A 21,529-nucleotide genomic window follows, 5' to 3' on the forward strand; every position below is an offset into this window, starting at 1 on the left:
GCTGTGCGCCGGGCTCGAACATCGGAGGCATCCATCGGGGCGCGACAGATCGATGCCGCGCTCCGATATCCGTCTTCGTGATCAGGCCAGAACGGGCAAGGTCCCGACGATGCGCAACGCGAGGCCTTCATAGGCGTCCAGCGTGATGGTCAGGGCGCCGTCTTCCTGAAGGTCGCCTTCGATCGTTTCGCCGATCATATCGACCACCGGGCCGGGGGTGACCTGCGGCAGGGTGATCACCTCTTGCAGCGCGGTGCTGCCGAAATTGAGGGCGGTAACCTGCGTGCCGCGCCCGTCCGGCAGTTCGTGCACCATGACCAGGAGACCGGGCGTGTCCGTGTCGGGGATCAGGACCTGCCGGCTGGCAGCAAGACCGTAGGCCTCGCGCACCGCAAGAAGCCGCTTCAGCTGGCTTGCAAACGAATCCGGCTGCGTCAGCTGTTCCGTCACCGGGCCGTAGAGTGCACGGGCGCGCGGAACGCCTTCGGCCGATTGCCCGGCGTCCGACTGGCCCGTGAGGTCGTAGGCGCCTCGCTCGATCCACCGCGTATCGCCATCGCCCATGAGATGCTCGACATCCTCCGGGCGGACGGGAAGGGCGCCGACGAGATCCCAGCCGGAGAGCGCGAAAATGCCGGGCTGGAAGGCGTTGTACATGACCAGCAACAGATGGATCTTGCGGATCAGGGCGACCGCCTCGTCGTCGATCGTGTCGAGATCGGCGATACCGAGCGCCGCGGTGATGACGCTGGCGGTGGTGCAGGCGATGCCGTTGGTGACGAAAGGCAGATTGTAGGGCGCGTTGGCGCCGGACAGCCGCTCGCGGATCACATCGCGCAGATGCATCCGCAGTGTCCGACCCTGCCAGGTCTGGCCGCTGAAGCTGTAGATATCGTCGGCATGCAAGGTCCAGAAATGCACGAGCTCGGTCGTCAGTTCGTCATGGTTCTGCAAAGCGTGGATGAGCGAGGCGGGATCGATGCCGAACTCGTGTACGGTGCGCAGCATCATGCGCAGCCACTCGGTATTCCCCGTCAGCAGCGCATGGTGGTAGGCCGGTCGCGTGATGAAGTCATAGGAAAGATCGGCGCCGCCCTTGGACATGGCGGCGATATCGTCGACCGTCAGATTGAGCTCCTGGAACGAGAAGCCGCCCGCCTTGCGCACCATTCCCGCAAGCAGGGCGTTGCCGGTCAGCGACAGAGGATGGCTTTCAGACCAGGCCGGCCCGTCCGGGCGGCGCTCGACGCCGAGAAAGCCGTTGGCATCCAGCCGCAGGCCGCGGGCGCCGAGCTGGTCGATGGAATGGAGGGCATCGCCGATGATCATCTGCTGGGCTGCAAAGGTCGGGTCGAGCCAGTTGAGGCTCGGCTGCCCTTCCTTGAAATAATGGAGGTAGACCCAGCGCCGCAACTTCCCGTCGACACCCTCGACCGGCGCCGTCGCACTCCAGTCGGTTTCCTTCACGCCCGGCTCGAAAAAGATGACGCGCTGAAGCTGGCCGACGATGAAGCCCTTGTCCCTGAAATAATCGACGGTCTCCGCGCCGAGGTTCACGGCGTCGCGCCCTTCCGGCACGTCGGGCAGATGCGACCACTCCTCCTCGGGGATGTCCACCATGTGGTAGAGGCCGGGATAGGCGCCGTGCTTCATTTCGGCGAGACGGAAATCCGCCCCTTTGCCGGTATGGGAGGGAATGACGTCGTCGATCACGATCGCATTGAAGGCGGCGGCCATGCGGCTGATGGCGACGAATTCCTCGGTCGTGCCGAAGGCCGGATCGATGTCGAAGCCGATACGGTCAAAATTGCCGTCGATCGTCGGCGTATAGGCGCCATCCTTGAGGCCGCCGGACCGTTTCGTGGGTCCGACATGGATGCCGCGGACGCCGATCGACGAAAGCGCTGACCAGAGCTGCGGGTCGCCCAGCGTCTTCAAGACGGAATCGCCTTCGCGCGTGATGACGGAAGGGGGATAGGCGGTGAACCAGACCGAGGCGATGGCCGAGGCCGAGCGGGGGCGCGGCTCCGCATAGGGCCGCTGCCAGAAACGCCCCTGTCCACCGTAACTCTCGGCGAAATGGCGTGCCTGGTGCAGCATCGAGGAAGATACGAGGTTCTCGATGTCGTCTTTGCTAGGTGATGTCATGTCAGCCTTTGATCCCGCGCATGGTCTGGTCGTGCCTCTGGTCCACGCTGATCGATGTAGGCGTCGCGCGGCGAAAGGGAACGGCAAAACCGAACTTCGCTCGAAGCTTCGGCGAGAGGCGGGCCTGACGATGTCGGTGAGACTGCGCATTCAAGCGACTGTACCGGCGTGTTTCGCGTCTGTTCATGACGTCACACCGCAGGCACGTGCGCTTCAATCGTCCGTCCGCCGGCACGCCGAGATTCTGGAGGCTCGGTCGCGTCCGGCGTGGCAGGGGGAGCGGCGGCCGCCTGCTGATGAGGCGGCCGCTGTCAGGGTCAGTTAGCCGGCGGTGTCGTGGTTGCCGGAGCCGGTGTGGTGGTGGCCGGCGGCGTCGTGGTCGGTGCCGGAGCCGGGGTCGAAGCGGCCGGCGGCGTGGCGGGCGGTGTGGGCGCCGGAGCGGGGCTGCGCATGACGCTCCAGAGAACGATGACGACGATGACAGCGACGACGGCTGCGATAATGGTGTTGCGGTTCAATGTTGCCTCCTTGGTTAGCAGGCTTAACCTATCCGCGAACGCGTGATTGTCCAAGCCTTTAGCGAGACAGTGATGCTGCGGAGCCGGATTCCCGAGGATGGCAGGCCGAGGGCTCGAAGGACTGCGGCTGCCAGTCTTGCCTTGCCAAGGTAAATATGACAACGAGTGTCATCTTAAGACGGCGAGCGCTCGGCTGGTCGACGACGAGGCTTTCAACGAAACGGGCACCGCATCATGCGCTTCTGGCATCGGATGTCGTGGAAGACGGACGGCATCACCGTCTCGGCGCCGGTGCAGTGGCGCCAGCTCGACGGGATGGTGACGGTGCTCTGGGAAGCCGAGAGCCGGGCCGGGGCGAGCGGCTACTATCTCGCGGACGATCCGCGCATCATGCTGTTCTTCAACGACGTTTCACAGAACGTGCGCATCTCCAACCGCAGCGACGACTTCACCCGCAACGCCCGCGCCATGCCGCGTGCGGTCTACGTGCCCGCCGGCATGCCGATGTGGACCACGAGCCGGAGCGCCCACCGCTTCAGCCACCTCAATCTTCACCTGCACAAGGATACGATCCTTCGCTATCTCGCGCCGTCGATCGGCAGCGCATCGGCGCAGGCAGCGCTTCGCCGTCCGGCCGAACTCCACGACATCGCCGGCATCGAAATGCTGGCCCGTCTTCTGGCGAACGAGATTCGGTCGCCGACCCGGCACGCCGTCTATGCCGAAAGCCTTGTCGGCAGCATCGTGGCGGGTCTTCTCGACATTCCTGCTGAAGAGGATGTGAGGACGGGCGGCCGCCTGACGCAGGCGCAAATGAACAAGCTCGTCGGTCATGCGGAAAAGGTCGGCGGCTATCGCATGTCGGTGGCCGACATGGCCGCGACCGTCGGCCTGTCGGAAAGCTGGTTCTCAAGCGTCTTCAAGAAGACGACCGGCCAGACGCCGCTGCAATGGCAGCTCGGAAAGCGGATCGGGCAGGCCAAGCAACTGCTCGGAACAAGCGACCTTCCGGTCGCCAGCATCGCGGCCCAGCTCGGCTTTTCCGATCAGGCGCACCTGACGAAGGTCTTTCGGCATGTGGAAGGCGAGACGCCGGCCGCGTGGCGGCGTCTGCAACAGATCAGCGGGTCGGGAACGCCCGCCGGCGCGTGACGCGCAAGCGGGCCGCCGTCTCCGTTCCTCACCAGGTCTGGCGAAGCGTGGCCATGAGCTTGCGGCCAGGATTGTAGTAGACGGCGCCCGAATCGGTGCTCGCGATATGCTTTTCGTCGAACACGTTGTTGACGTTCAGCTGCAGCGTCGTGTTTTCCTGGACCTTGTAGGTGTAGGCCAGATCGAACACGACCGCACTCTCGGACGACTTGGTGTTCTCGATGTCGGTGTAATAGGAGTCGAGGTAGCGCGCACCCACGCCGAAGGTCATGTCGCCGCGTGCGCCTTGGCCTTCCAGCGTGTAGGTGCCCCAGATCGAGGCAAGGTGCTTGGGCACCCGCATCAGCCGGTTGCCGTCATTGGCGCCGCCTGGTTCCTCGATCTGAGAGTCGATATAGCTGTAGGCCGCGATGACCGCGATGTGATCCGTCACCTCCGCCTTGGCTTCCAGCTCGAACCCGCGATGCCGGACCTTTTCCACGGACTGCGGCAGGTAGGTCACCTGATCGTAGACGGTGATGTTGCCCTTCGTGAGATCGTAGACGGAGGCGGTGATCAGCGCCGGGAAGGCTTCCGGGCGATATTTGATGCCGACTTCGTATTGCTTGCCGGTCGTCGGGTCCGCGCCCGAGGCCGGCGGGGCCGCGGATTCGGCGTAGCTGATGTAGGGCGCCAGTTCCTCGGTGATCTTGTAGCTCGCGCCGATCCGCTTGGTGAACTCGCTGTGGTCTCCGGACGCCGTCGATCCGGCGAGAAGGTCTGTTTCGCTGAGGTCGAGCCAGTCGTTTCGCAGGCCGACGCTCACCGTCAGCTTGTCGAAGAAGGTCAGGTCCTGCTGAAGATAGATCGCGGCCGTCTTCTGGTCGTTGTTGACGCTGGAAAAGGGTGAGAGGCTGCCCGGCCCACCGGTGTAGATCGGGCTTTCCCAATCGATCGATGGCGCCGCCGTGTAGAAATTGTCGGTGTCGGACTTGAAGGCGTTGTATTCGGTGCCGACCAGCGTGCGGCTCTCGACGGTGTCGGTGCTGGCCTCGTAGACGAGGTTGGCATCGATGATGAACTGTTCCGAGGACTTTTCGCTGCCGAAGAAGTACCGGCTTGCCGTCGTCGTGCCGTCGGTCGGCGTTCCCCCGATATAGGCGCTGCCGAACCCGTCATTGAGATTGCTGTAGCGGGCGTTGGAGCCGAAACTGAAGCCGTTGCCGAAATCATGGTCGAACATGACGCTGTAGGTGTTGCGGTTCGTGTCGCGGAAATAATAGTCCGGCTCGCCGAAGAACGTGTCGCGGTCGAAATCCGTGCCGAGCGGGTGGCCGCCGCTGCCGGGAACGCCGTCCTTGTCGAGATGGTCGAAGACGACCGTCAGATTTGTGGCCGCATCCGGACGCCAGGTCAGTCCGCCCATGATGAAGTTTTCGTCGTCCTGCGAGAAGTCGTATTCTGCGTCGGCGCGCTGGAGCTTGCCCGTCAGGCGGTAGGACAGCGTGTCGTCGCCGGTGAGGTTGTCGCCGACGTCGAAGCCGAGTTCCTTGGACGCGAACGAGCCGCCGGTGCCGTAGACTTCGCCGAACCGTTCCCGCTTGGGTGTCTTCGTGACGTAGTTGACCGATCCGCCCGGTTCCGCCGCGCCGAAGCCGGAGGAGCTTGCGCCCTTCAGAACCTCGATCCGCTCGAAGGCATAGGGCTCTTCGCGCGTTCCGGCAAAGGTCCGGCCGATCGCCAGCCCGTCGCGATAGGTGTAGGGCGTGAAGCCGCGAATGTCGAAATAGTCGTAGCGATCGTCCGACCCGTAGAAATCGGTGACGACGCCGGCCGTGTACTGCACCACCTGCTCGACGCTGTCGGCCGCGCGCTGTTCGATTTCCTTCGACGTGATGACGGAAACCGAAGCCGGCGCCTTGAGAATGTCGGTCGGCAGCTTGCCGGTTGCGGTGGTCTCCGTGGCGACGATCGAGGTCGCGTCGCCATCCGTGTTGAGCACGGTTCCGCTTGACCCGCCACCACGGACGACGATGTTTTCGAGCACCGTCGCGCCACCCGCGGCGTCCTGGGCGAACGCGCCCGCCGGGGAAAGAGCGACCAGTGCGGTGCAGCCGAGCAGGAGCGCGCTCCGGTAGGAGAGCAAGGCTGGCCGCCGGGGGGTGGCTGTTCTGTCGATGTCCATAAGCAGTATCCAGATTGTCGTGAGGCAGGGCCGGTCGCTGTGTGGGCGCCGCCGCGACGCAAACGGCCGCGCGCTGTCCCGCCGACCGTATAACTGGAGGAAATTTATCGAGTATTGTGGATTCCTGCGGTTTTGTAGAATCCCCCGGTTAACTCGGCACAGTTTTCGAGAGCCCGCTGCTTTGGCGTTGACGCCACGCGGTGAAGCTGAGAGTGGAAGTCAACTTTTGTCCGTCAAAGGGATCGCGATGAGATTTCTCCGCTTCGCCACGCATCTTGTCATGGCCGTCTGGCTGCTCGCGCAGGCTCCGGCACAGTCTGCCGAGACCACCGACTACCCGATCACCATCCGGCATGCGTTCGGAACGACCGTGATCGAGACGAAGCCGAAGCGGGTGGCGACGGTCGCTTGGGCGAACCACGAGGTCCCGCTTGCGCTCGGCATCGTGCCCGTGGGCATGGCGCGGGCCAATTTCGGCGACGACGACGGCGATGGCATCCTTCCCTGGGTCAAGGCGCGCCTTGACGCGCTGGGTGGCGCCCCGCCCGTGCTGTTCGATGAAGGCGACGGCATCGACTTCGAGGCCGTCGCGGCAACCCGTCCGGATGTCATCCTCGCGGCCTATTCCGGTATTGGCCAGGCCGATTACGACACGTTGAGCCAGATCGCGCCGGTCATCGCATTTCCGCAGGCGCCCTGGTCCACCGACTGGCGCGAGACGATCCGGCTCGACAGCGCCGGGCTCGGCATGGCGACGGAGGGCGAAGCGCTCATCGATGCCATCGAGAGCGACATCGCCGGCACGCTGGCTGGACATCCGGAGTTGAAGGGCAAGACGGCGATGTTCATCACGCATCTGAGCGCGTCGGATCTGAGCATCATCAATTTCTACACGACCAATGACACGCGCGTGAAATTCTTCGGCGATCTCGGCCTCGCCTCTCCGAAGAGCGTTCTTCAGGCGTCGCAACCGGGGAAATATTCCGGCTCCGTCAGCGCCGAGCAGATCGACGCCTTCGACGATGTCGATATTCTCGTGACCTATGGCGATCGGGCCCTGTTCGAAACGCTGAAATCCAATCCTCTGACGCGACACATGCCGGCGGTGGCGAAGGGAGCGCTGGTCATGCTCGGCAATGATCCGGTTGGCAATGCCGCCAATCCCACGCCGCTGTCGATCCGCTGGGTCCTGAAGGATTACGTGGCGCGGCTGAGCGAGGCGGCGACATCGCGGAAATGACGGTGGTCTCGGTCAAGGCCCTTGCGTCCGTGCATCGCAGCGTCGCGCGCTCCAGAAGATCGCGCGGTCTCTGGCTTGCCCTTCTCATCGCCGCGCTTGTCGTCCTGACGATCCTGTCGGTCACCATCGGCACGCGCGATGTCGCCTGGGCGGAGATCGCGGCGGCGCTTGGCGGGGCGCAGGAAACGATCGGGCAGGCGGCCATCGCCCTTCGCGTTCCGCGCACGCTTCTAGCCCTGTTGGCCGGGGCGGCCTTGGGTCTCGCCGGCGCGATCATGCAGGGCGTGACGCGAAATCCGCTCGCCGACCCCGGCATTCTCGGCGTCAATATGGGTGCGTCGCTTGCGGTTGTCATCGGCGTCGCCTGGTTCGGCATGGCATCGGCGCAGGCCTATATCTGGAGCGCGATTGCCGGCGCGGCGGGTGCCGCGCTCTTCGTCTACACGATCGGTTCGCTCGGGCGGGGCGGGGCGACGCCCTTGAAACTGGCGCTTGCCGGTGCCGCCACCTCCGTCGCCTTTTCCTCGCTGGTCATTGCCGTCGTCCTCCCCCGCGGCGATATCGCCGGTGGCATTCACGCCTGGCAGATCGGCGGCGTCGGCGGCGCGACCTATGACCGCGTCCTTCCGGTCCTGCCCTTTCTCGGGATCGGCTTTGCCATCAGTCTTCTCTCGGCGCGCAAGTTGAACTCGCTGGCGCTGGGCGACGATGTGGCCGCCGGGCTCGGGGAACACGTCGCGGCCGCCCGCGCCGTCGCGTCCTGCGGCGCGATCCTGCTTTGCGGCGCGACCACGGCCATCTGCGGGCCGATCGGCTTTATCGGCCTCATGGTGCCGCATCTCTGCCGCGTGCTGATCGGCGTCGATCATCGCTGGCTGCTGCCGTTTTCGGCGCTCGGTGGCGCGGCTCTCCTGCTCGCGGCCGATATTCTCGGGCGCATCGTCGCGCGACCGGGCGAACTCGATGTCGGCATCATCACCGCGCTCATCGGCGCACCGTTCTTCATCTTGATCGTGCGCCGGCAGCGGGTGCGGGAACTGTGACCGTGATGCAGCCGACCATCGAACGCCTGGCGCTCAACCGCCGACGCCGGACGCGGCGTCACAGGACGGCCGTTCTGACACTTCTGATCCTCGTCGGTCTCCTCTTCGGCCTGACCCTATCGGTCGGACAGAGCATCGTCGCGCCGGTGGACGTCCTGCGCATCCTCATCGGTGAGCCCGTTGCCGGAGCGTCCTTTACCGTCGGCCAATTGCGCCTGCCGCGCGCCGGTCTTGCGGTCCTCTCGGGCCTCTGCTTCGGCCTCGGCGGCGCCGCCTTCCAGATCATGCTGCGCAATCCCCTGGCCAGCCCCGACATCATCGGCATCACCTCGGGAGCCGGCGCTGCGGCGGTCTTTGCGATCGTCGTGCTCCAGATGTCCGGTCCGATGGTCTCTCTTCTGGCCGTGGGTGCCGGACTTGGCGTCGCCATGCTGGTCTACGGGCTGTCGTTCCGCAACGGCGTCGGCGGGACACGGCTCATCCTCGTCGGCATCGGCGTCTCCGCCATGCTGCAGAGCGTGATCGCCACGATCCTCTCGACAGCGCCGTCCTGGAGCCTGCAGGAGGCGATGCGCTGGCTTACCGGCAGCGTCAACGGGGCGCAGTCGCAGCAGGCGCTGCCGCTCCTTCTCGCGCTCGGTGTCTTCGGCGGGGTCCTCCTCAGCCGGGCCCGCGATCTCGATGCGCTGCGGCTCGGCGACGATACCGCCTCGGCCCTTGGCGTCCGGGTCGCGCAGACGCGCATGGTGGTGATCGTTTGCGCCGTCGGCATGATCGCGGTGGCGACCGCCGTCACCGGGCCGATCGCCTTCGTCGCCTTCCTCTCGGGGCCGATCGCCGCGCGCATCGTCCGCGCGAACGGTTCGCTGCTCCTGCCGGCCGCTCTCGTCGGGGCCATCCTCGTGCTCGCCGGGGATTATCTCGGGCAGGTCCTGCTTCCCAGCCGATATCCGGTCGGCGTCATCACCGGCGCTCTCGGCGCGCCCTATCTGCTGTTCCTGATCGTCCGCGTCAACCGGACCGGAGGTTCCCTGTGACCGATCACACTCTCGTTGCGACAGGTCTTTCCGCCGGATATGACGGCAAGGAGATCCTGCAGGGCCTGGATCTTGCCATCCCCTCGGGCCGGATCACGGTCGTCGTCGGCGCCAATGCCTGCGGAAAGTCCACCTTCCTGCGGACCCTGTCGCGGCTGCTGGCTCCGACGAAAGGCCATGTCCTCCTCGATGGAGCCTCGATCCACCGCATGCCGGCGCGCCAGCTTGCCCGTACGCTCGGCCTCCTGCCGCAGGCGCCGATCGCGCCGGAAGGCATCACCGTCGTCGATCTCGTCAGCCGGGGGCGTCATCCCCACAAGAGCCTGTTCTCCCGCTGGACGCGTGGGGACGACGAGGCCGTGGATGGCGCGCTGGCCGCGACCAAGACCTTCGATCTCGCCGAAAGACCGGTGGATGAGCTTTCCGGCGGGCAGCGGCAGCGGGTCTGGATCGCCATGGCGCTCGCCCAGGAGACGGACATCCTGCTCCTCGACGAGCCCACCACCTTTCTCGACATCAACCACCAGATCGACGTGCTCGATCTCCTGACCGACCTCAATCGCGAGCGCGGCACGACGATCGTTATGGTGCTGCACGATCTCAACCTCGCCGCGCGCTATGCCGATGCGCTCGTCGCGATGGCCGGCGGGCGGATACATGCCTTCGGAACGCCGGAAGAGGTGTTGACGGAAGACATGGTCCGCAAGGTCTTCGGGCTCGAAAGCCGCGTCATCTCCGATCCCCTGTCCAGGCGCCCGATGATGCTGCCGATCGGGCGTCACAAGATGGCCGGAAACGAGGCTGCTTGATCTGCAGCCGCGACGGATGCTAGGCGGCGTTCCAGATCGCGCCTTGAGGGAGATGGCTCATGACCACCACGGACTACACGGCCTTCGTTGCCGCACTCGCGGGCGAGGGACAGCCGATGGCCGCCTATGCGGCCCTGGAGGCGCTGACGCAGGCGCTGGTCGGCGTGAAGCTTTTCACCATCATGACGAGCGACACGACGACCCGCGTGGCCGAGCGGGTCTACTCCAATATGCCCGAGCAGTATCCGGTCTCCGGCACGAAGCCCTATAACGAGACGCACTGGTCCGACATCACGCTGACCCAGCAGAAGACTTTCGTGGCCAACACGATCGAGGAGATCGCCGCCGTGTTCGGCGACTACGAACTGATCGATTCGCTCGGGTGCCAGTCGGTCATTAACGTGCCGATCGTGGTCGGCGGGACAGTGATCGGCACCATCAACTGCCTGCACGAGGCGGGTTTCTACACGCCAGAACGCGTTGCGGCGGCGGAAGCTCTGAAACTGCCCGGTACCGTCTGCATGCTTTTGGCTGCAGGGGGCAACGACGACACCGAAAACGTCGCCGTCGTCTGAACCCAGGCCCTGCCGCACGCCTCGGCCGTCAGATCAGCCCGCGGGACGCGAGATTGCGCATGAAGGCCGCAAGACCGAAGGTCCATTCCGGCGCATGGTTGGACAGGGCGACGGTGTTGGTCAGCGCGCCGAGTTCCGGGTTGGAGATCGTCACGACATCGCCGATCTTGTGCGTAAACCCTTCCCCGGCAACATCGCGGTCCTCGACGGGCGCAAACAGCGTTCCCATGAACAGCATCAGGCCATCGGGATACTGGTGATGGCGTCCGATGGTCTGGGCGACGAGGTCGAGAGGGTCGCGGCTGATTTCGCGCATGGTGCTTTTGCCGCCCATCTCGAAACCATCGGTGCCCCGGATCGCAAGGTCGAGGTCGGCCGTGCGGATGTCGTCGATCCCGTAGGTCTCGTCGAACAGCCGGATGAAGGGGCCGAGTGCCGAGGATGCATTGTTGTCCTTCGCCTTGCCGAGCAACAGGGCCGACCGGCCCTCGACGTCGCGCAGATTGACGTCGTTGCCGAGCGTCGCGCCCTTGACCCGGCCCTGACTGTCGACCGCCAGGACGATCTCCGGCTCGGGATTGTTCCATCTGGAGATCGGGTGAAGGCCGACGGAGGCCCCCCAGCCGACCGAGGAGAGAACAGGCGCCTTGGTGAAGACCTCTGCGTCCGGGCCGATGCCGACTTCGAGATATTGCGACCAGATGCCCTCCTCGACCAGCGCCGCCTTTACGGCGGTCGCTGCGGGCGATCCCGCTTTGAGATCGCGCAGGCTGTCGCCGATGATCGCCGTCACGCGCTCGCGCACTTTCGCGGCAAGAGACGGGTTCCCCGCCGCCTTTTCCTCGATGACGCGCTCGATCATCGAGCGGGCGAAGGTGACGCCGCAGGCCTTGACGACCTGCAGATCGCAGGGGGCCAGCAGATGCAGGTGGCCCCTGTCCGCGTCATGATCGCGCGACGACGTCACGACCGCGTCCAGCGTGCCCAGAGGCTCGCCCTTTAAGTCTCGCACGCGCGCTGCCGGATCGTCGCTCTCCAGAAGGTCGCGGACCGTCGGCACGTCGCGGCAGGTGATGTCGTACAGCATGCCGTCGCGCACAGTGACCACGGCCGGGCCGATGTCCGGTCGCCAGACCCGGCCGATGAAGGTGCCGGAGCGGGGAAGGGAGATCTCTGATGGCATGGGTATGTCCTTGTCTGTCTTTGGCATCGTCATTGATCTCGTATCGTCAGGCGTCCGGCTGCTGGATCGATTGCAGCAGCGTTTCGCGCGCGGAGCGCAGATGCCGTCGGCAGGCCTGTTCGACCTTGGCCGGGTCGCGGGTTTTCAGGGCCGCGATGTAATCCAGGTGCTCTTCCACCGCCCGTGCATTGCGCTCGCGGTCGTTCGCCTTGTTCCACTGGTAGTGATAGTGGAACACGATGGTGATGATGTCGTAGAAATCGATGATGAAACGGTTGCTCGACGAGCGGTGGACGAGGAGATGAAAACGCTCGTCAAGCTCGGAGAAATCGCGATAGCGGGTGTCGATGTTTGCGAGCATGTCGCGGTGTAGCGCCTCCATCTCCGCGAGATCCCGCCAGGCCGGATGATCTTCGGGAAGGGCCGCAAATCCCGCAGCCGAGCGGAGCTCAAACATCTCCCGGATCTCCGTCAGCTCCAGCGCGAATTCGCGGGTGAAGCCCTTCAGGACCCAATGGCTGTTCGGCCGTTTCTCGATCAACCCGAAGCGGCTGAAGCGGATGAGAAATTCCCGGACGCTGGTCGTCCCCGTGCCGATGTCGCGGGCCAGTTCCAACTCGTTGATCTGCATGCCGGGCTCCGCGCCACCGGCCAGGATCCGGCGCATGAAACTGCGCTCGATGATGTCGGACAGCGAGCTCGTCTCCTCGGCGGGAAAGAAATCCGAAGGGCGCGGCGGGCGCAGCATGGCCTTGGAGCGCTTGTCCCAGGCGATGATCTCCAGCGCCTTCAGCCGCTCGAGAATGGCGCGCACGGTCGTGCGGCTGACGCCGAGCGTCGTCCCCAGCTCAAGCTCGGACGGAAGCCCCTCGCTTTCCGCGACAAGCGTCAGACACCGGTTGAAGGCGTCCTTGAAGACCGTGTTCTGTTTCGCCATTCCTCTTTTCGCACCTCCTCCCGAGCAACCTGTTTCGGCCGGTTCTTACAGGGGTATGGGCGCGTCCTCCAAGGCGCATAATACAAGTTGACGGAAAACTGTCTATTGTAGATAAAATAACAAACAAGCGGATCGGTGACGATCTTCGACCAAGGCAATGCAGACGGAATTTATGCCATGAAGACCCGCAAGATCGGCACCACGGACCTGTCCGTCACGGAATACAGTTTCGGGACCGCGCCGCTCGGCGGCATGTATCGGACCTGCCCGCGCGATACGGCGATGGAGACGCTGCAGGCCGCCTGGGATTCGGGCATGCGGTTTTTCGATACGGCCCCGTGGTACGGCTTCGGTCTCGCAGAACGGCGGGTGGGCGATTTCCTGCGGGACAAGCCGTCGGGGGAGTATGTCGTGTCAACGAAGGTCGGGCGGCTCCTGCGTCCGGTCGCGGACGACAAGGTTCCCGCCTTCGGATTCGTCGATCCCCTGCCGTTCCAGACAGACTACGACTATTCCTATGACGGGATCATGCGCTCGGTCGAGTTCAGCTACGCCCGGACCGGTCTCAACCGGCTCGACATCCTGTTCGTCCACGATATCGGCGTCTACACGCATGGCGCGGAACGCAATGCAGTCTATCTCCGGCAATTGCTCGATGGTGGCCTGAAGGCGCTGGCCGAACTGAAGGCGAGCGGTGCCATTTCCGCCTATGGTCTCGGGGTCAACGAAGTGCCCGTCTGCCTCGACGTGATGCGCGAAGCCGATCTCGACTGCATCCTGCTTGCCGGGCGTTACACACTGCTCGATCGCACCGGTGTCGCCGAATTGCTGCCGCTCTGTGCTGCAAAAAAGACCTCTCTGGTCGTGGGCGGCGTTTTCAATTCCGGCATTCTTGCCACAGGCGCCACAGAGGGCGCACATTTCGATTACGGACCGGCTTCGCCGGACGTTCTCGCCAAGGTCGGCGCCATGGAGAAGATCTCGGCCTCGCAAGGCGTGCCCCTGGCAGCGCCGGCCATGCAATATCCGCTGCAGAATCCCCTGGTGGCATCCGTCCTGCTCGGCACCGCCAAGCCTTCGAGCCTCACGCGCAACATGGCGCTGGAAGCGCATCGGCTGCAGCCGGAAGATTTTGCGCCCTATGACGCGCATACGCTCGTTGCGCCGCCTCTGGGCACCGACGCCGTTCGGGTCTGAAGATCCGCGAAAAGAGAGCGTGCGACGTCGGGAAAGCCAGTTGCAAACGGATTGCTCTTGGGCTAGCGTCGGATCGGAAAATGTTTTTTATAGATAAAGACCGCATCGCCGCGTCTTCGGTACGGTCGGAGGAAAACGAAACAAGACGTTGTTGGAGGAGAACAACACCATGACACTGCTGAACCATATTCTGTCGCGTCGCGCCTTTGCACGTCGCTCGCTTGCAAGCGTTGCCGGCGCGGCCGTTATCGCCACCATGATGCCGATGGGTGCCTTTGCCCAGGACGTCACCATTCCGATCATCGTCAAGGACACCACCTCGTTCTACTGGCAGATCGTTCTCGCCGGCGCGCGCAAAGCCGGCAAGGACCTCGGCGTCAACGTTCCGGAACTCGGCGCACAGGCCGAAACCGACGTGAACGGCCAGATCAGCATCCTGGAAAACGCGGTTGCGGGCAGCCCTGCCGCGATCGTGATTTCGCCCACCGAATTCAAGGCGCTCGGCAAGCCGGTCGATGAGGCCGCCAAGTCCGTTCCGATCATCGGCATCGACTCGGGCGCCGATTCCAAGGCCTTCAGCTCGTTCCTCACCACGGACAACGTCCAGGGCGGACGAATCGCGGCCGACGGCCTCGCAGCCGCCATCAAGGCAGCGACCGGCAAGGACGAGGGCGAAATCGCCATCATCACCAACACGCCCGGCGCCGGCTCGCTGGAACAGCGCAAGGAAGGCTTCCTCGACCAGATCAAGTCCAAGTATCCGGGCCTGAAGGTCGTGGCCGACAAGTATGCCGATGGTCAGGCCTCTACGGGCCTCAACATCATGACCGACCTCATCACCGCCAACCCGAACCTCGTCGGCGTCTTCGCCTCCAACCTGATCATGGCGCAGGGCGTCGGCCAGGCGATCGCCGAAAACAAGCTGGGCGAGAAGGTCAAGGTCATCGGCTTCGACAGCGATGAAAAGACGGTCGGCTTCCTGAAAGAGGGCGTTCTCGCCGGTCTCGTGGTGCAGGATCCCTATCGCATGGGCTACGACGGCATCAAGACCGCGCTCGCCGTCTCCAAGAAGGAGAAGGTCGAAGCCAACGTCGATACCGGCGCAAACCTCGTCACCAAGGCCAACATGGCCGATCCGAAGATCGACGCTCTTCTCAATCCGAAGATCAACTAAGACGCGTGACGGCGGGGTTCTGCAGACGCAGAGCCCCGCCGTCCATCGATCCTCGCGGCCGCGGCGCACGTCTTGTCAGGCGGGTTGCCGCGACCGCGCGCGACCTCGGGAGGAAAGCCGAATGACCGGATTGAACGATGTGAGCCACCGGCATGACGCGGAGGTCGAAGCCCTTGCAGGCGGGCCCGTCGCCAAAGGCGCGCCGATCCTCGAACTGCGCGGCCTGCACAAGCGCTACGGAACGGTCGAAGCCCTGCGGCCCGCCTCCATCACCTTCCTCTCGGGCGAGATCCACGCGATCGTCGGCGAGAACGGCGCGGGAAAATCCACGCTGATCAAGCTCCTGACCGGCGTGATCCGGCGCACCTCGGGCGAGATCGTCTGGTGCGGCCAGACCGTGCCGCTGTCCGACCCGAACGAAGCCATTTCACGCGGCATCAATGCCGTGCACCAGGAAGTCGTTCTCTGCCCGCATCTGACGGTTGCGGCCAACATGTTCCTCGGCGACGAGATGAACCGGCGTGGCCTCATGCGCAAACGCGCGATGACGGAGGCCGCCCAGGCCGTGCTGAACGATCTTGGCTTCAACCTGCCGGCCGACGCCCTGCTGTCCGACCTGACGATCGGTCAGCAGCAGCTGGTCGCCACCGCGCGCGCGGCCATGCGCGGGACCCAGTTCCTCATTTTCGACGAGCCGACCGCCTATCTGACACGGCAGGAATCGGCCCAGCTCTTCCGGCTGATCCGCCGTTTGCAGGCGCAGGGCGTCACCATCGTCTATATCAGCCACCGCATGGAGGAAGTGTTCGAGCTGGCCGATCGCGTTTCGGTGCTGCGCGACGGCACCCATGTCGGCACACGGCTGATCGGCGAGACGAACGACGCCGAACTCATTTCCATGATGATCAACCGCTCGATCGAGCAGGTCTACCACAAGGAAACGCACCCGATCGGCAAGCCGATCGTCGAGACCCGCGGTCTGTCCGGCCCGGGCTTCGAGGATATTTCGGTAACCGTGCGTGCGGGCGAGATCGTCGGCCTCTACGGCCTGATCGGCGCAGGACGCAGCGAGTTTGCCCTGGGCCTCTATGGACGCGAGAAGGTCACGTCCGGCGAGATCTTTTTCGAGGGCCAGAAAGTCGATATCCGCAATGAGCGCATCGCCATGGATCTCGGCATCGCCCTGGCGCCGGAGAGCCGTCGCGACCAGGGCCTCTGCCTCAACCTGCCGATCGGCCTCAACATCAACCTGCCGGTCTTCGACCGGCTGTCGAACGGCCTGACGATCAACCGCAAGCAGGAGATCGCCAATGCCGACCGACAGATCAGCGATCTGAAGATCAAGACGCCGACCCGGCGCGTGCTGGCATCGGCCATGTCCGGCGGCAACCAGCAGAAGATCGTCATCGGCAAGTGGCTCAGCCACGGCGCCAAGCTGTTCATCTTCGACGAGCCGACCGTCGGCGTCGATGTCGGCACGAAAGCCGAGATCTACCGGCTGTTTTCCAAGCTCCTGGAGCAGGGCGCGGGCATCATCCTGATCTCGTCCTACCTGCCGGAAGTCTACGAACTCGCCGACACGCTGCATGTGTTCCGCCAGAAACGGCTCGTGGCGAGCCATGCCTATCGCACCGCGTCTCACGAGGACGTGCTGACGCAGGCGATCGGCGTCTAAACAAGATAAAGACCGGAATTGACGATGGGTGGAGGACAATCATGAGCGTAGAGACCACGACCGAGGCGGCACCGGTGCCGAAGAAGGGCATGAACATCCTGTTCGGGCTGACGCTTCTCGGGCTTCTCCTGTTCCTCTGGCTTCTCCTGGGTCTCTCGACCAACAGCTTCTGGACCTCCAACAATATCAGCAATCTGCTGCGACAGGGCGCCATGACGGCGATCCTCGCCGTCGGCCAGACCTTCGTCATCATCACCGCAGGCATCGATCTCTCGGTCGGCGCCGTGGTCGGCTTTTCCAGCGTCACCATCGCGTGGCTGATGGCGCATGGTGTGCCGCTCTGGCCGGCGATCGCCATCACGCTGCTCATCGGCGTGCTGATCGGCGCCTTCCACGCCTTCGGCATCGTGCGCATGGGCCTGCCCGCCTTCATCATCACGCTGGCGACCCTGACCTCGCTGCGCGGCATCGGCCTGCTGATCACCAACGGCTCGACCATTTCGATCACCGATGAGAGCTTTGCCAATTTCTCCCGCGCGGATTTTCTCGGTGTGCCCAGCCTCTTCTGGATGGTCGTGGTGGTCGCGATACCGGCGTATATCTTCCTGCATCTCAGCCGCTGGGGACGCTATCTCTTCGCCGTCGGGTCGAACCGCGAAGCCGCGCGCCTCTCGGGCGTCAACGTCGAACGCACCATCTACCTCGCCTATATCCTGTCTTCGACCTGCGCCGCCTTCGTCGGAATTCTGCTCGCTTCGCGCATTGGCATCGGCAACGCCACGCAGGCGGAAGGCTGGGAGCTTCAGGCGATCGCCTCCTCCGTCATCGGCGGCACGAGCCTCTTCGGTGCGGTCGGCTCCGTTCACGGGCCGCTGCTCGGCGCCTTCATTCTGGCGACCATCAACAATGGTGCCAACCTCTTGAACCTCAATTCGTTCTGGCAGCGGATCATCACCGGCGCCCTGATCATCGTCATCGTCTATTTCGACCAGCTGCGGCGCCGCGGCTCGCGCTGAGGCGCATCCGCGAGCCGGCAGACGTCACGCACCTGCCGCATCGTCTGCCTCCATCATCAGCCTGAGAAGCAAGGCGGATGCGGATGCGATGGGGGCGATGATCGGAGCGGACAGCTGCTCCCGCAGCGCGGCGGCAGCCCGCCCGAGCGGCCCGCCGCCGATGATGACGACGTCAGCGCCATCGCGGTCGAGCGATTGCCGGACCGCGATCGCCAGCGCCTCGCGCAACCGATCCGGCTCGCTTGCCAACTGCTGCGGATCGCCATCCGTCAGGCGCGTGCCCGTAAAGCGCTCGGCAAGGCCGAGGCTCTCTGCCTTCTGTGCAAAGCTGTCGATCAGGTCCGGCGTCACCGTGGCAATGCCGAACCGGCGTCCGCCCGCAGCTGCCTCGATCATGCTGGCCTCGCAGAGGCCGACCACGGGAATGCCGACACTGTTTCGCAGCGGCTCCAGCCCGGGATCGCCGAAGGCGCAGACGATCAGGCCGTCCGCATTTCGGGCGGCGGCGATACCCATGTCCAGAACGCCGGCAACGGACGCCTCCAGTGGCGCCGGGTTGAGGATCATCGGCACGCCGGAAACCGCTGTCATCCCCTCGACGCTGACATTGGCCGGAAGAACGCCGCGCACGAGATCCGTCATCATCGCAGTGGTCGCCGCCGACGTGTTGGGGTTGATGACGACGATGTGCTTCATGCCGTCGCGACGATCCCGCACGAAAACCACCCTTTCCTCAGGCGTAGAGAAGGCATGCGACCTGCCCGGGCCGCTCTGAGGATCCCGCATCCCCCACCAGTGGCGGGACGGCGGCCCGGCAGGCGGGCATGACGTCGGTGCAGCGCGGCGCAAAGGCGCAACCGGGCGGCAGGTCGGCCAGATCCGGCGGTGCCCCGGGAATGGTGATCAGCCGGTCGCGGCCATCGGCAAGCTCTACCCGGGCACCGAGCAGGCCCTTCGTATAGGGGTGCTTCGGATTTCGGATGATATCGCCGGCCGTGCCTTCCTCGACGATCCGTCCGGCATACATGACGGCGATCCGGTCCGCGACCTCGGCGGCAACGCCGATATCGTGCGTAACGAAGATGACGGACAGGCCGTATTCCTTCTGCAATTCGCGGATGAGCAGGAGGATCTGGATCTGCACCGTCGCATCCAGCGCCGTCGTCGGCTCGTCGGCCAGAAGCACCTTCGGATTGCAGGCCAGCGCCATGGCGATCATCGCCCGCTGCAGCATTCCGCCCGACATTTCGTGCGGATAGTTCTGCAGGCGCCGCTGCGGCGATGGAATGCGCACCTTCTCGAACAAGGCCAATGCCCGTGCGGACGCTTCCGCCTTCGAGACCCGCTCGTGCCGCAGGATCGTTTCCTCGATCTGCCGGCCGAGCGTATAGACGGGATCGAGCGCGAGACGCGGCTCCTGGAAAACCATCGACACCACGGCACCCCGGAGATTGCCGAGCTCCCGTGTCGAAAGCCCCGTCACGTCATGCCCCGCCACCGACATCGAACCTTCGATGCTGGTGCCTTTCGGGTGCATGCGCAGAAGCGAGCGCATGGTGACGCTCTTGCCGGATCCGGATTCCCCCAGCAGGGCCACGACTTCGCCGGCCCGGACTTTCAGACTGACCCCGTTGACCGCTTTGACCGACCGGCGGCCACGGCGAAAGGTGACGGAGAGGTTGTCGATATCGATCATCGTCCCGGTCATGACACGGTCTCCCCGAGGTTCGGTGCGCGGCTATGGCCGGAGCCGGGCACCGCCATGTGGCACGCTGCGGACTGGTCTGCGGACAGGCTGGCGAGCGGCGGAACGGTTCGGCTGCAGACGTCCTCCACGAATGGACAGCGCGTGTGGAAACGACAGCCGCTCGGCGGGTCGATCGGGTTCGGCGGGTCGCCCGAGAGCGGCGGCTCCATGGTCCGCTCCGACGGGTCCATCTTCGGCATCGAGGCGAGCAGGGCTGCCGAATAGGGATGCCGGGCCTGCCCGAAGATCGTCGCCCGTGTGCCGATCTCCGCCACCTTGCCGAGATACATGACCATGACCCGATCGCACATGAACTTCACGACGTTGAGATCGTGGGAGATGAACAGATAGGTCAGCCCGAAATCGCGCTTCAGGTCGAGCAGCAGGTTGAGAACCTGCGCCTCGACGGATTTGTCGAGGGCGGACACGGCTTCGTCGAGAATGATCAGCCTCGGCTCGAGCGCGAGCGCCCGGGCTATATTCACGCGTTGCCGCTGGCCGCCGGAAAGCTCGTGCGGATAGCGGCCGGCGAAGCGTCCGGGCTCCAGCCCGACCCGAAAGAGCAGATCATGCGCTCGGGCGATCGCCTTGGCCGCGGGCACGCCGTGCACCTGTGGCGCAAATGCGATCGATTCCTCGATCGTCAGGCGCGGGTTGAGCGAGGCATAGCTGTCCTGAAAGACCATCTGCACCTGTCGGCGGTACTGCGCGAGCGGCAGGGTCTCGCCGACGGTCTCCCCGTCGAACAGGAGACTGCCCTTGTCGCGGACGATAAGGTTCATCAACAGCCGCGCCGTCGTCGACTTGCCGCAGCCGCTCTCGCCGACGACGCCCAGCGTCTCGCCTTTCAAGATGTCGAAATCGACACCGTCGACGGCCCGAACGACCTTTTTCGGCCCGAAGAAGCCGCTGCTCTTCACCGGGAAGTGTTTGAGGAGGCCGCGTGCCGAGATGAGGGGCTGCGCGGGACCGCCGCGCGCGCCGATACCCGGATCGACATTGTAGGGTGATACGACGGCGCTCATGATTTCACGTCCATGGCGGTGCGCAGCCCGTCCGAAAAGAGATTGAAGCAGACGGAGGTGACGAAGATCATCAGGCCGGGCAGGGCCGCGACGAACGGGTTGTTGTAGATCGCGGTTCGCAGCGTGTTCAGCATCAGTCCCCATTCCGCATCCGGCGGGCGCACGCCGAGGCCGAGGAAGGACAGGCCGGAGGCAAGGATCATGGAGACCGAGACGAGGCTGGTGGCGAAGACGAAGATGGGGCTCAGCACATTGCCCAGAATGTGGACGCGGATGATGGTGCGGGCGGGCGCGCCGGATGCCCGGGCGGCATCGACGTAATCGAGCTTGCGCACCTGCGTCGTCACGCTTTCGGCGACGCGCGCGATCTGCGGGATGAACACGACGGTCAGCGAGACCAGCGCATTGGTCAGCCCCGAGCCGAGTGCACCGGACAGGGCGACGGCGAGAAGGACGGACGGGAAGGCGTAGAACACATCGATCGTTCGCATGATCAGCGTGTTGACGATACCGCCGGCATAGCCGGCGATGATGCCGATGGCCGAGCCGATGACGAAGGCAATCGGGACCGGAATGACGCCCATGGTGAGGGACAGGCGTGCGCCGTAGATCAGCCGGGACAGCATGTCGCGTCCGAGTTCGTCGGTGCCGAGAAGATAGCCGGGCGTGCCGATGGGCTTCAGCCGGCGGATGACGCTGCCCTTCGAAGGATCATATGGGGCGATATAGGGCGCAAAGATCGCGATGAGCACGAGCAGGACGACGACGCCGAGCGCCGTGAGGGCCACGGGGTCCCGACAGAGCCTGCGGACGACGCCGCGCCAGAAACCGGGCGACTTGAGGATGACGGGGACAGGCGCGACCGTGTCTGCAGCGATGACGGCCATGG

The 21,529-nt window shown here is 64.6% G+C and carries 19 protein-coding genes; 10 read left to right on the plus strand and 9 right to left on the minus strand.

What is annotated here, in order from left to right:
- Window positions 1–81: 81 nt before the first annotated feature.
- Together treS and ASG39_RS23955 are read right to left on the minus strand one after the other, a co-directional pair.
- Window positions 82–2,148 (minus strand): maltose alpha-D-glucosyltransferase, encoded by a 2,067-nt coding sequence (treS, locus tag ASG39_RS16580; protein WP_062596093.1) that lies wholly within the window; start codon window positions 2,146–2,148, stop codon window positions 82–84.
- A 317-nt stretch (window positions 2,149–2,465) separates the two neighbouring features.
- The gene (locus ASG39_RS23955) at window positions 2,466–2,666 is read right to left on the minus strand and encodes a dynamin (RefSeq protein WP_132536451.1); all 201 of its coding nucleotides are present in this window, start codon (window positions 2,664–2,666) and stop codon (window positions 2,466–2,468) included.
- Between the two features lie 234 nt (window positions 2,667–2,900).
- Here ASG39_RS23955 and ASG39_RS16590 point away from each other — a divergent pair, with 234 nt between their 5' ends.
- Window positions 2,901–3,818 (plus strand): AraC family transcriptional regulator, encoded by a 918-nt coding sequence (locus ASG39_RS16590; RefSeq protein WP_082477319.1) that lies wholly within the window; start codon window positions 2,901–2,903, stop codon window positions 3,816–3,818.
- A gap of 28 nt (window positions 3,819–3,846) precedes the next feature.
- On the opposite strand, the gene ASG39_RS16595 is transcribed toward ASG39_RS16590, so the two are convergent.
- Complete coding sequence (locus tag ASG39_RS16595) at window positions 3,847–5,982, minus strand: TonB-dependent siderophore receptor (protein WP_062596095.1); 2,136 nt, start codon at window positions 5,980–5,982, stop codon at window positions 3,847–3,849.
- Window positions 5,983–6,229: 247 nt separating this feature from the next.
- Here ASG39_RS16595 and ASG39_RS16600 point away from each other — a divergent pair, with 247 nt between their 5' ends.
- The 5 genes from ASG39_RS16600 to ASG39_RS16620 are packed head-to-tail and all read left to right on the plus strand — an operon-like array spanning window position 6,230 to window position 10,686.
- Window positions 6,230–7,222, plus strand: a complete 993-nt coding sequence (locus ASG39_RS16600) for an iron-siderophore ABC transporter substrate-binding protein (protein WP_062596221.1) — start codon at window positions 6,230–6,232, stop codon at window positions 7,220–7,222.
- On the plus strand, window positions 7,219–8,265 hold the full coding sequence (locus ASG39_RS16605; protein WP_062596096.1) for an iron ABC transporter permease: 1,047 nt from the start codon (window positions 7,219–7,221) through the stop codon (window positions 8,263–8,265). The genes ASG39_RS16600 and ASG39_RS16605 overlap by 4 nt, the downstream gene beginning before the upstream one ends.
- Window positions 8,266–8,270: 5 nt before the next feature.
- Window positions 8,271–9,302 (plus strand): iron ABC transporter permease, encoded by a 1,032-nt coding sequence (locus ASG39_RS16610; RefSeq protein WP_062596097.1) that lies wholly within the window; start codon window positions 8,271–8,273, stop codon window positions 9,300–9,302.
- On the plus strand, window positions 9,299–10,111 hold the full coding sequence (locus ASG39_RS16615) for an ABC transporter ATP-binding protein (RefSeq protein WP_062596098.1): 813 nt from the start codon (window positions 9,299–9,301) through the stop codon (window positions 10,109–10,111). Before ASG39_RS16610 ends, ASG39_RS16615 begins: the two co-directional genes overlap by 4 nt.
- A gap of 59 nt (window positions 10,112–10,170) precedes the next feature.
- A complete protein-coding gene (locus tag ASG39_RS16620; protein ID WP_062596099.1) occupies window positions 10,171–10,686 on the plus strand; it encodes a GAF domain-containing protein in 516 nt (171 codons plus the stop codon).
- 28 nt (window positions 10,687–10,714) lie between these two features.
- Here ASG39_RS16620 and ASG39_RS16625 read toward each other — a convergent pair whose 3' ends face one another.
- Window positions 10,715–11,869: a fumarylacetoacetate hydrolase family protein gene (locus ASG39_RS16625; RefSeq protein WP_062596100.1), complete on the minus strand. Its 1,155-nt coding sequence runs from the start codon at window positions 11,867–11,869 to the stop codon at window positions 10,715–10,717.
- Between the two features lie 46 nt (window positions 11,870–11,915).
- Window positions 11,916–12,806: a GntR family transcriptional regulator gene (locus tag ASG39_RS16630; protein WP_062596101.1), complete on the minus strand. Its 891-nt coding sequence runs from the start codon at window positions 12,804–12,806 to the stop codon at window positions 11,916–11,918.
- A 177-nt stretch (window positions 12,807–12,983) separates the two neighbouring features.
- On the opposite strand from ASG39_RS16630, the gene ASG39_RS16635 reads away from it, so the two are divergent.
- From ASG39_RS16635 to ASG39_RS16650, 4 genes are all read left to right on the plus strand, one after another.
- The gene (locus tag ASG39_RS16635; protein WP_062596222.1) at window positions 12,984–14,003 is read left to right on the plus strand and encodes an aldo/keto reductase; all 1,020 of its coding nucleotides are present in this window, start codon (window positions 12,984–12,986) and stop codon (window positions 14,001–14,003) included.
- 169 nt (window positions 14,004–14,172) lie between these two features.
- The gene (locus tag ASG39_RS16640; protein ID WP_062596223.1) at window positions 14,173–15,177 is read left to right on the plus strand and encodes an ABC transporter substrate-binding protein; all 1,005 of its coding nucleotides are present in this window, start codon (window positions 14,173–14,175) and stop codon (window positions 15,175–15,177) included.
- A 121-nt stretch (window positions 15,178–15,298) separates the two neighbouring features.
- The gene (locus ASG39_RS16645; protein WP_062596102.1) at window positions 15,299–16,852 is read left to right on the plus strand and encodes a sugar ABC transporter ATP-binding protein; all 1,554 of its coding nucleotides are present in this window, start codon (window positions 15,299–15,301) and stop codon (window positions 16,850–16,852) included.
- Window positions 16,853–16,893: 41 nt separating this feature from the next.
- Window positions 16,894–17,868 carry an ABC transporter permease gene (locus ASG39_RS16650; protein WP_062596103.1) on the plus strand — a complete coding sequence of 325 codons (975 nt, stop codon included), beginning with the start codon at window positions 16,894–16,896 and terminating at the stop codon, window positions 17,866–17,868.
- Window positions 17,869–17,892: 24 nt separating this feature from the next.
- Here ASG39_RS16650 and ASG39_RS16655 read toward each other — a convergent pair whose 3' ends face one another.
- From ASG39_RS16655 to ASG39_RS16670, 4 genes are read right to left on the minus strand one after another with little or no spacing between them, the layout of a single operon-like run.
- Window positions 17,893–18,564, minus strand: coding sequence for an aspartate/glutamate racemase family protein (locus ASG39_RS16655; protein ID WP_062596224.1), 672 nt, complete (start codon window positions 18,562–18,564; stop codon window positions 17,893–17,895).
- A gap of 37 nt (window positions 18,565–18,601) precedes the next feature.
- The gene (locus ASG39_RS16660) at window positions 18,602–19,576 is read right to left on the minus strand and encodes an ABC transporter ATP-binding protein (RefSeq protein ID WP_062596104.1); all 975 of its coding nucleotides are present in this window, start codon (window positions 19,574–19,576) and stop codon (window positions 18,602–18,604) included.
- Window positions 19,573–20,640: an oligopeptide/dipeptide ABC transporter ATP-binding protein gene (locus ASG39_RS16665; protein WP_062596105.1), complete on the minus strand. Its 1,068-nt coding sequence runs from the start codon at window positions 20,638–20,640 to the stop codon at window positions 19,573–19,575. Before ASG39_RS16665 ends, ASG39_RS16660 begins: the two co-directional genes overlap by 4 nt.
- Window positions 20,637–21,527, minus strand: coding sequence for an ABC transporter permease (locus tag ASG39_RS16670; protein WP_062596106.1), 891 nt, complete (start codon window positions 21,525–21,527; stop codon window positions 20,637–20,639). The genes ASG39_RS16665 and ASG39_RS16670 overlap by 4 nt, the downstream gene beginning before the upstream one ends.
- Window positions 21,528–21,529 lie beyond the last annotated feature (2 nt).

The sequence above is a fragment of the Rhizobium sp. Leaf371 genome (assembly GCF_001424045.1).
Lineage (GTDB): Bacteria > Pseudomonadota > Alphaproteobacteria > Rhizobiales > Rhizobiaceae > Ferranicluibacter.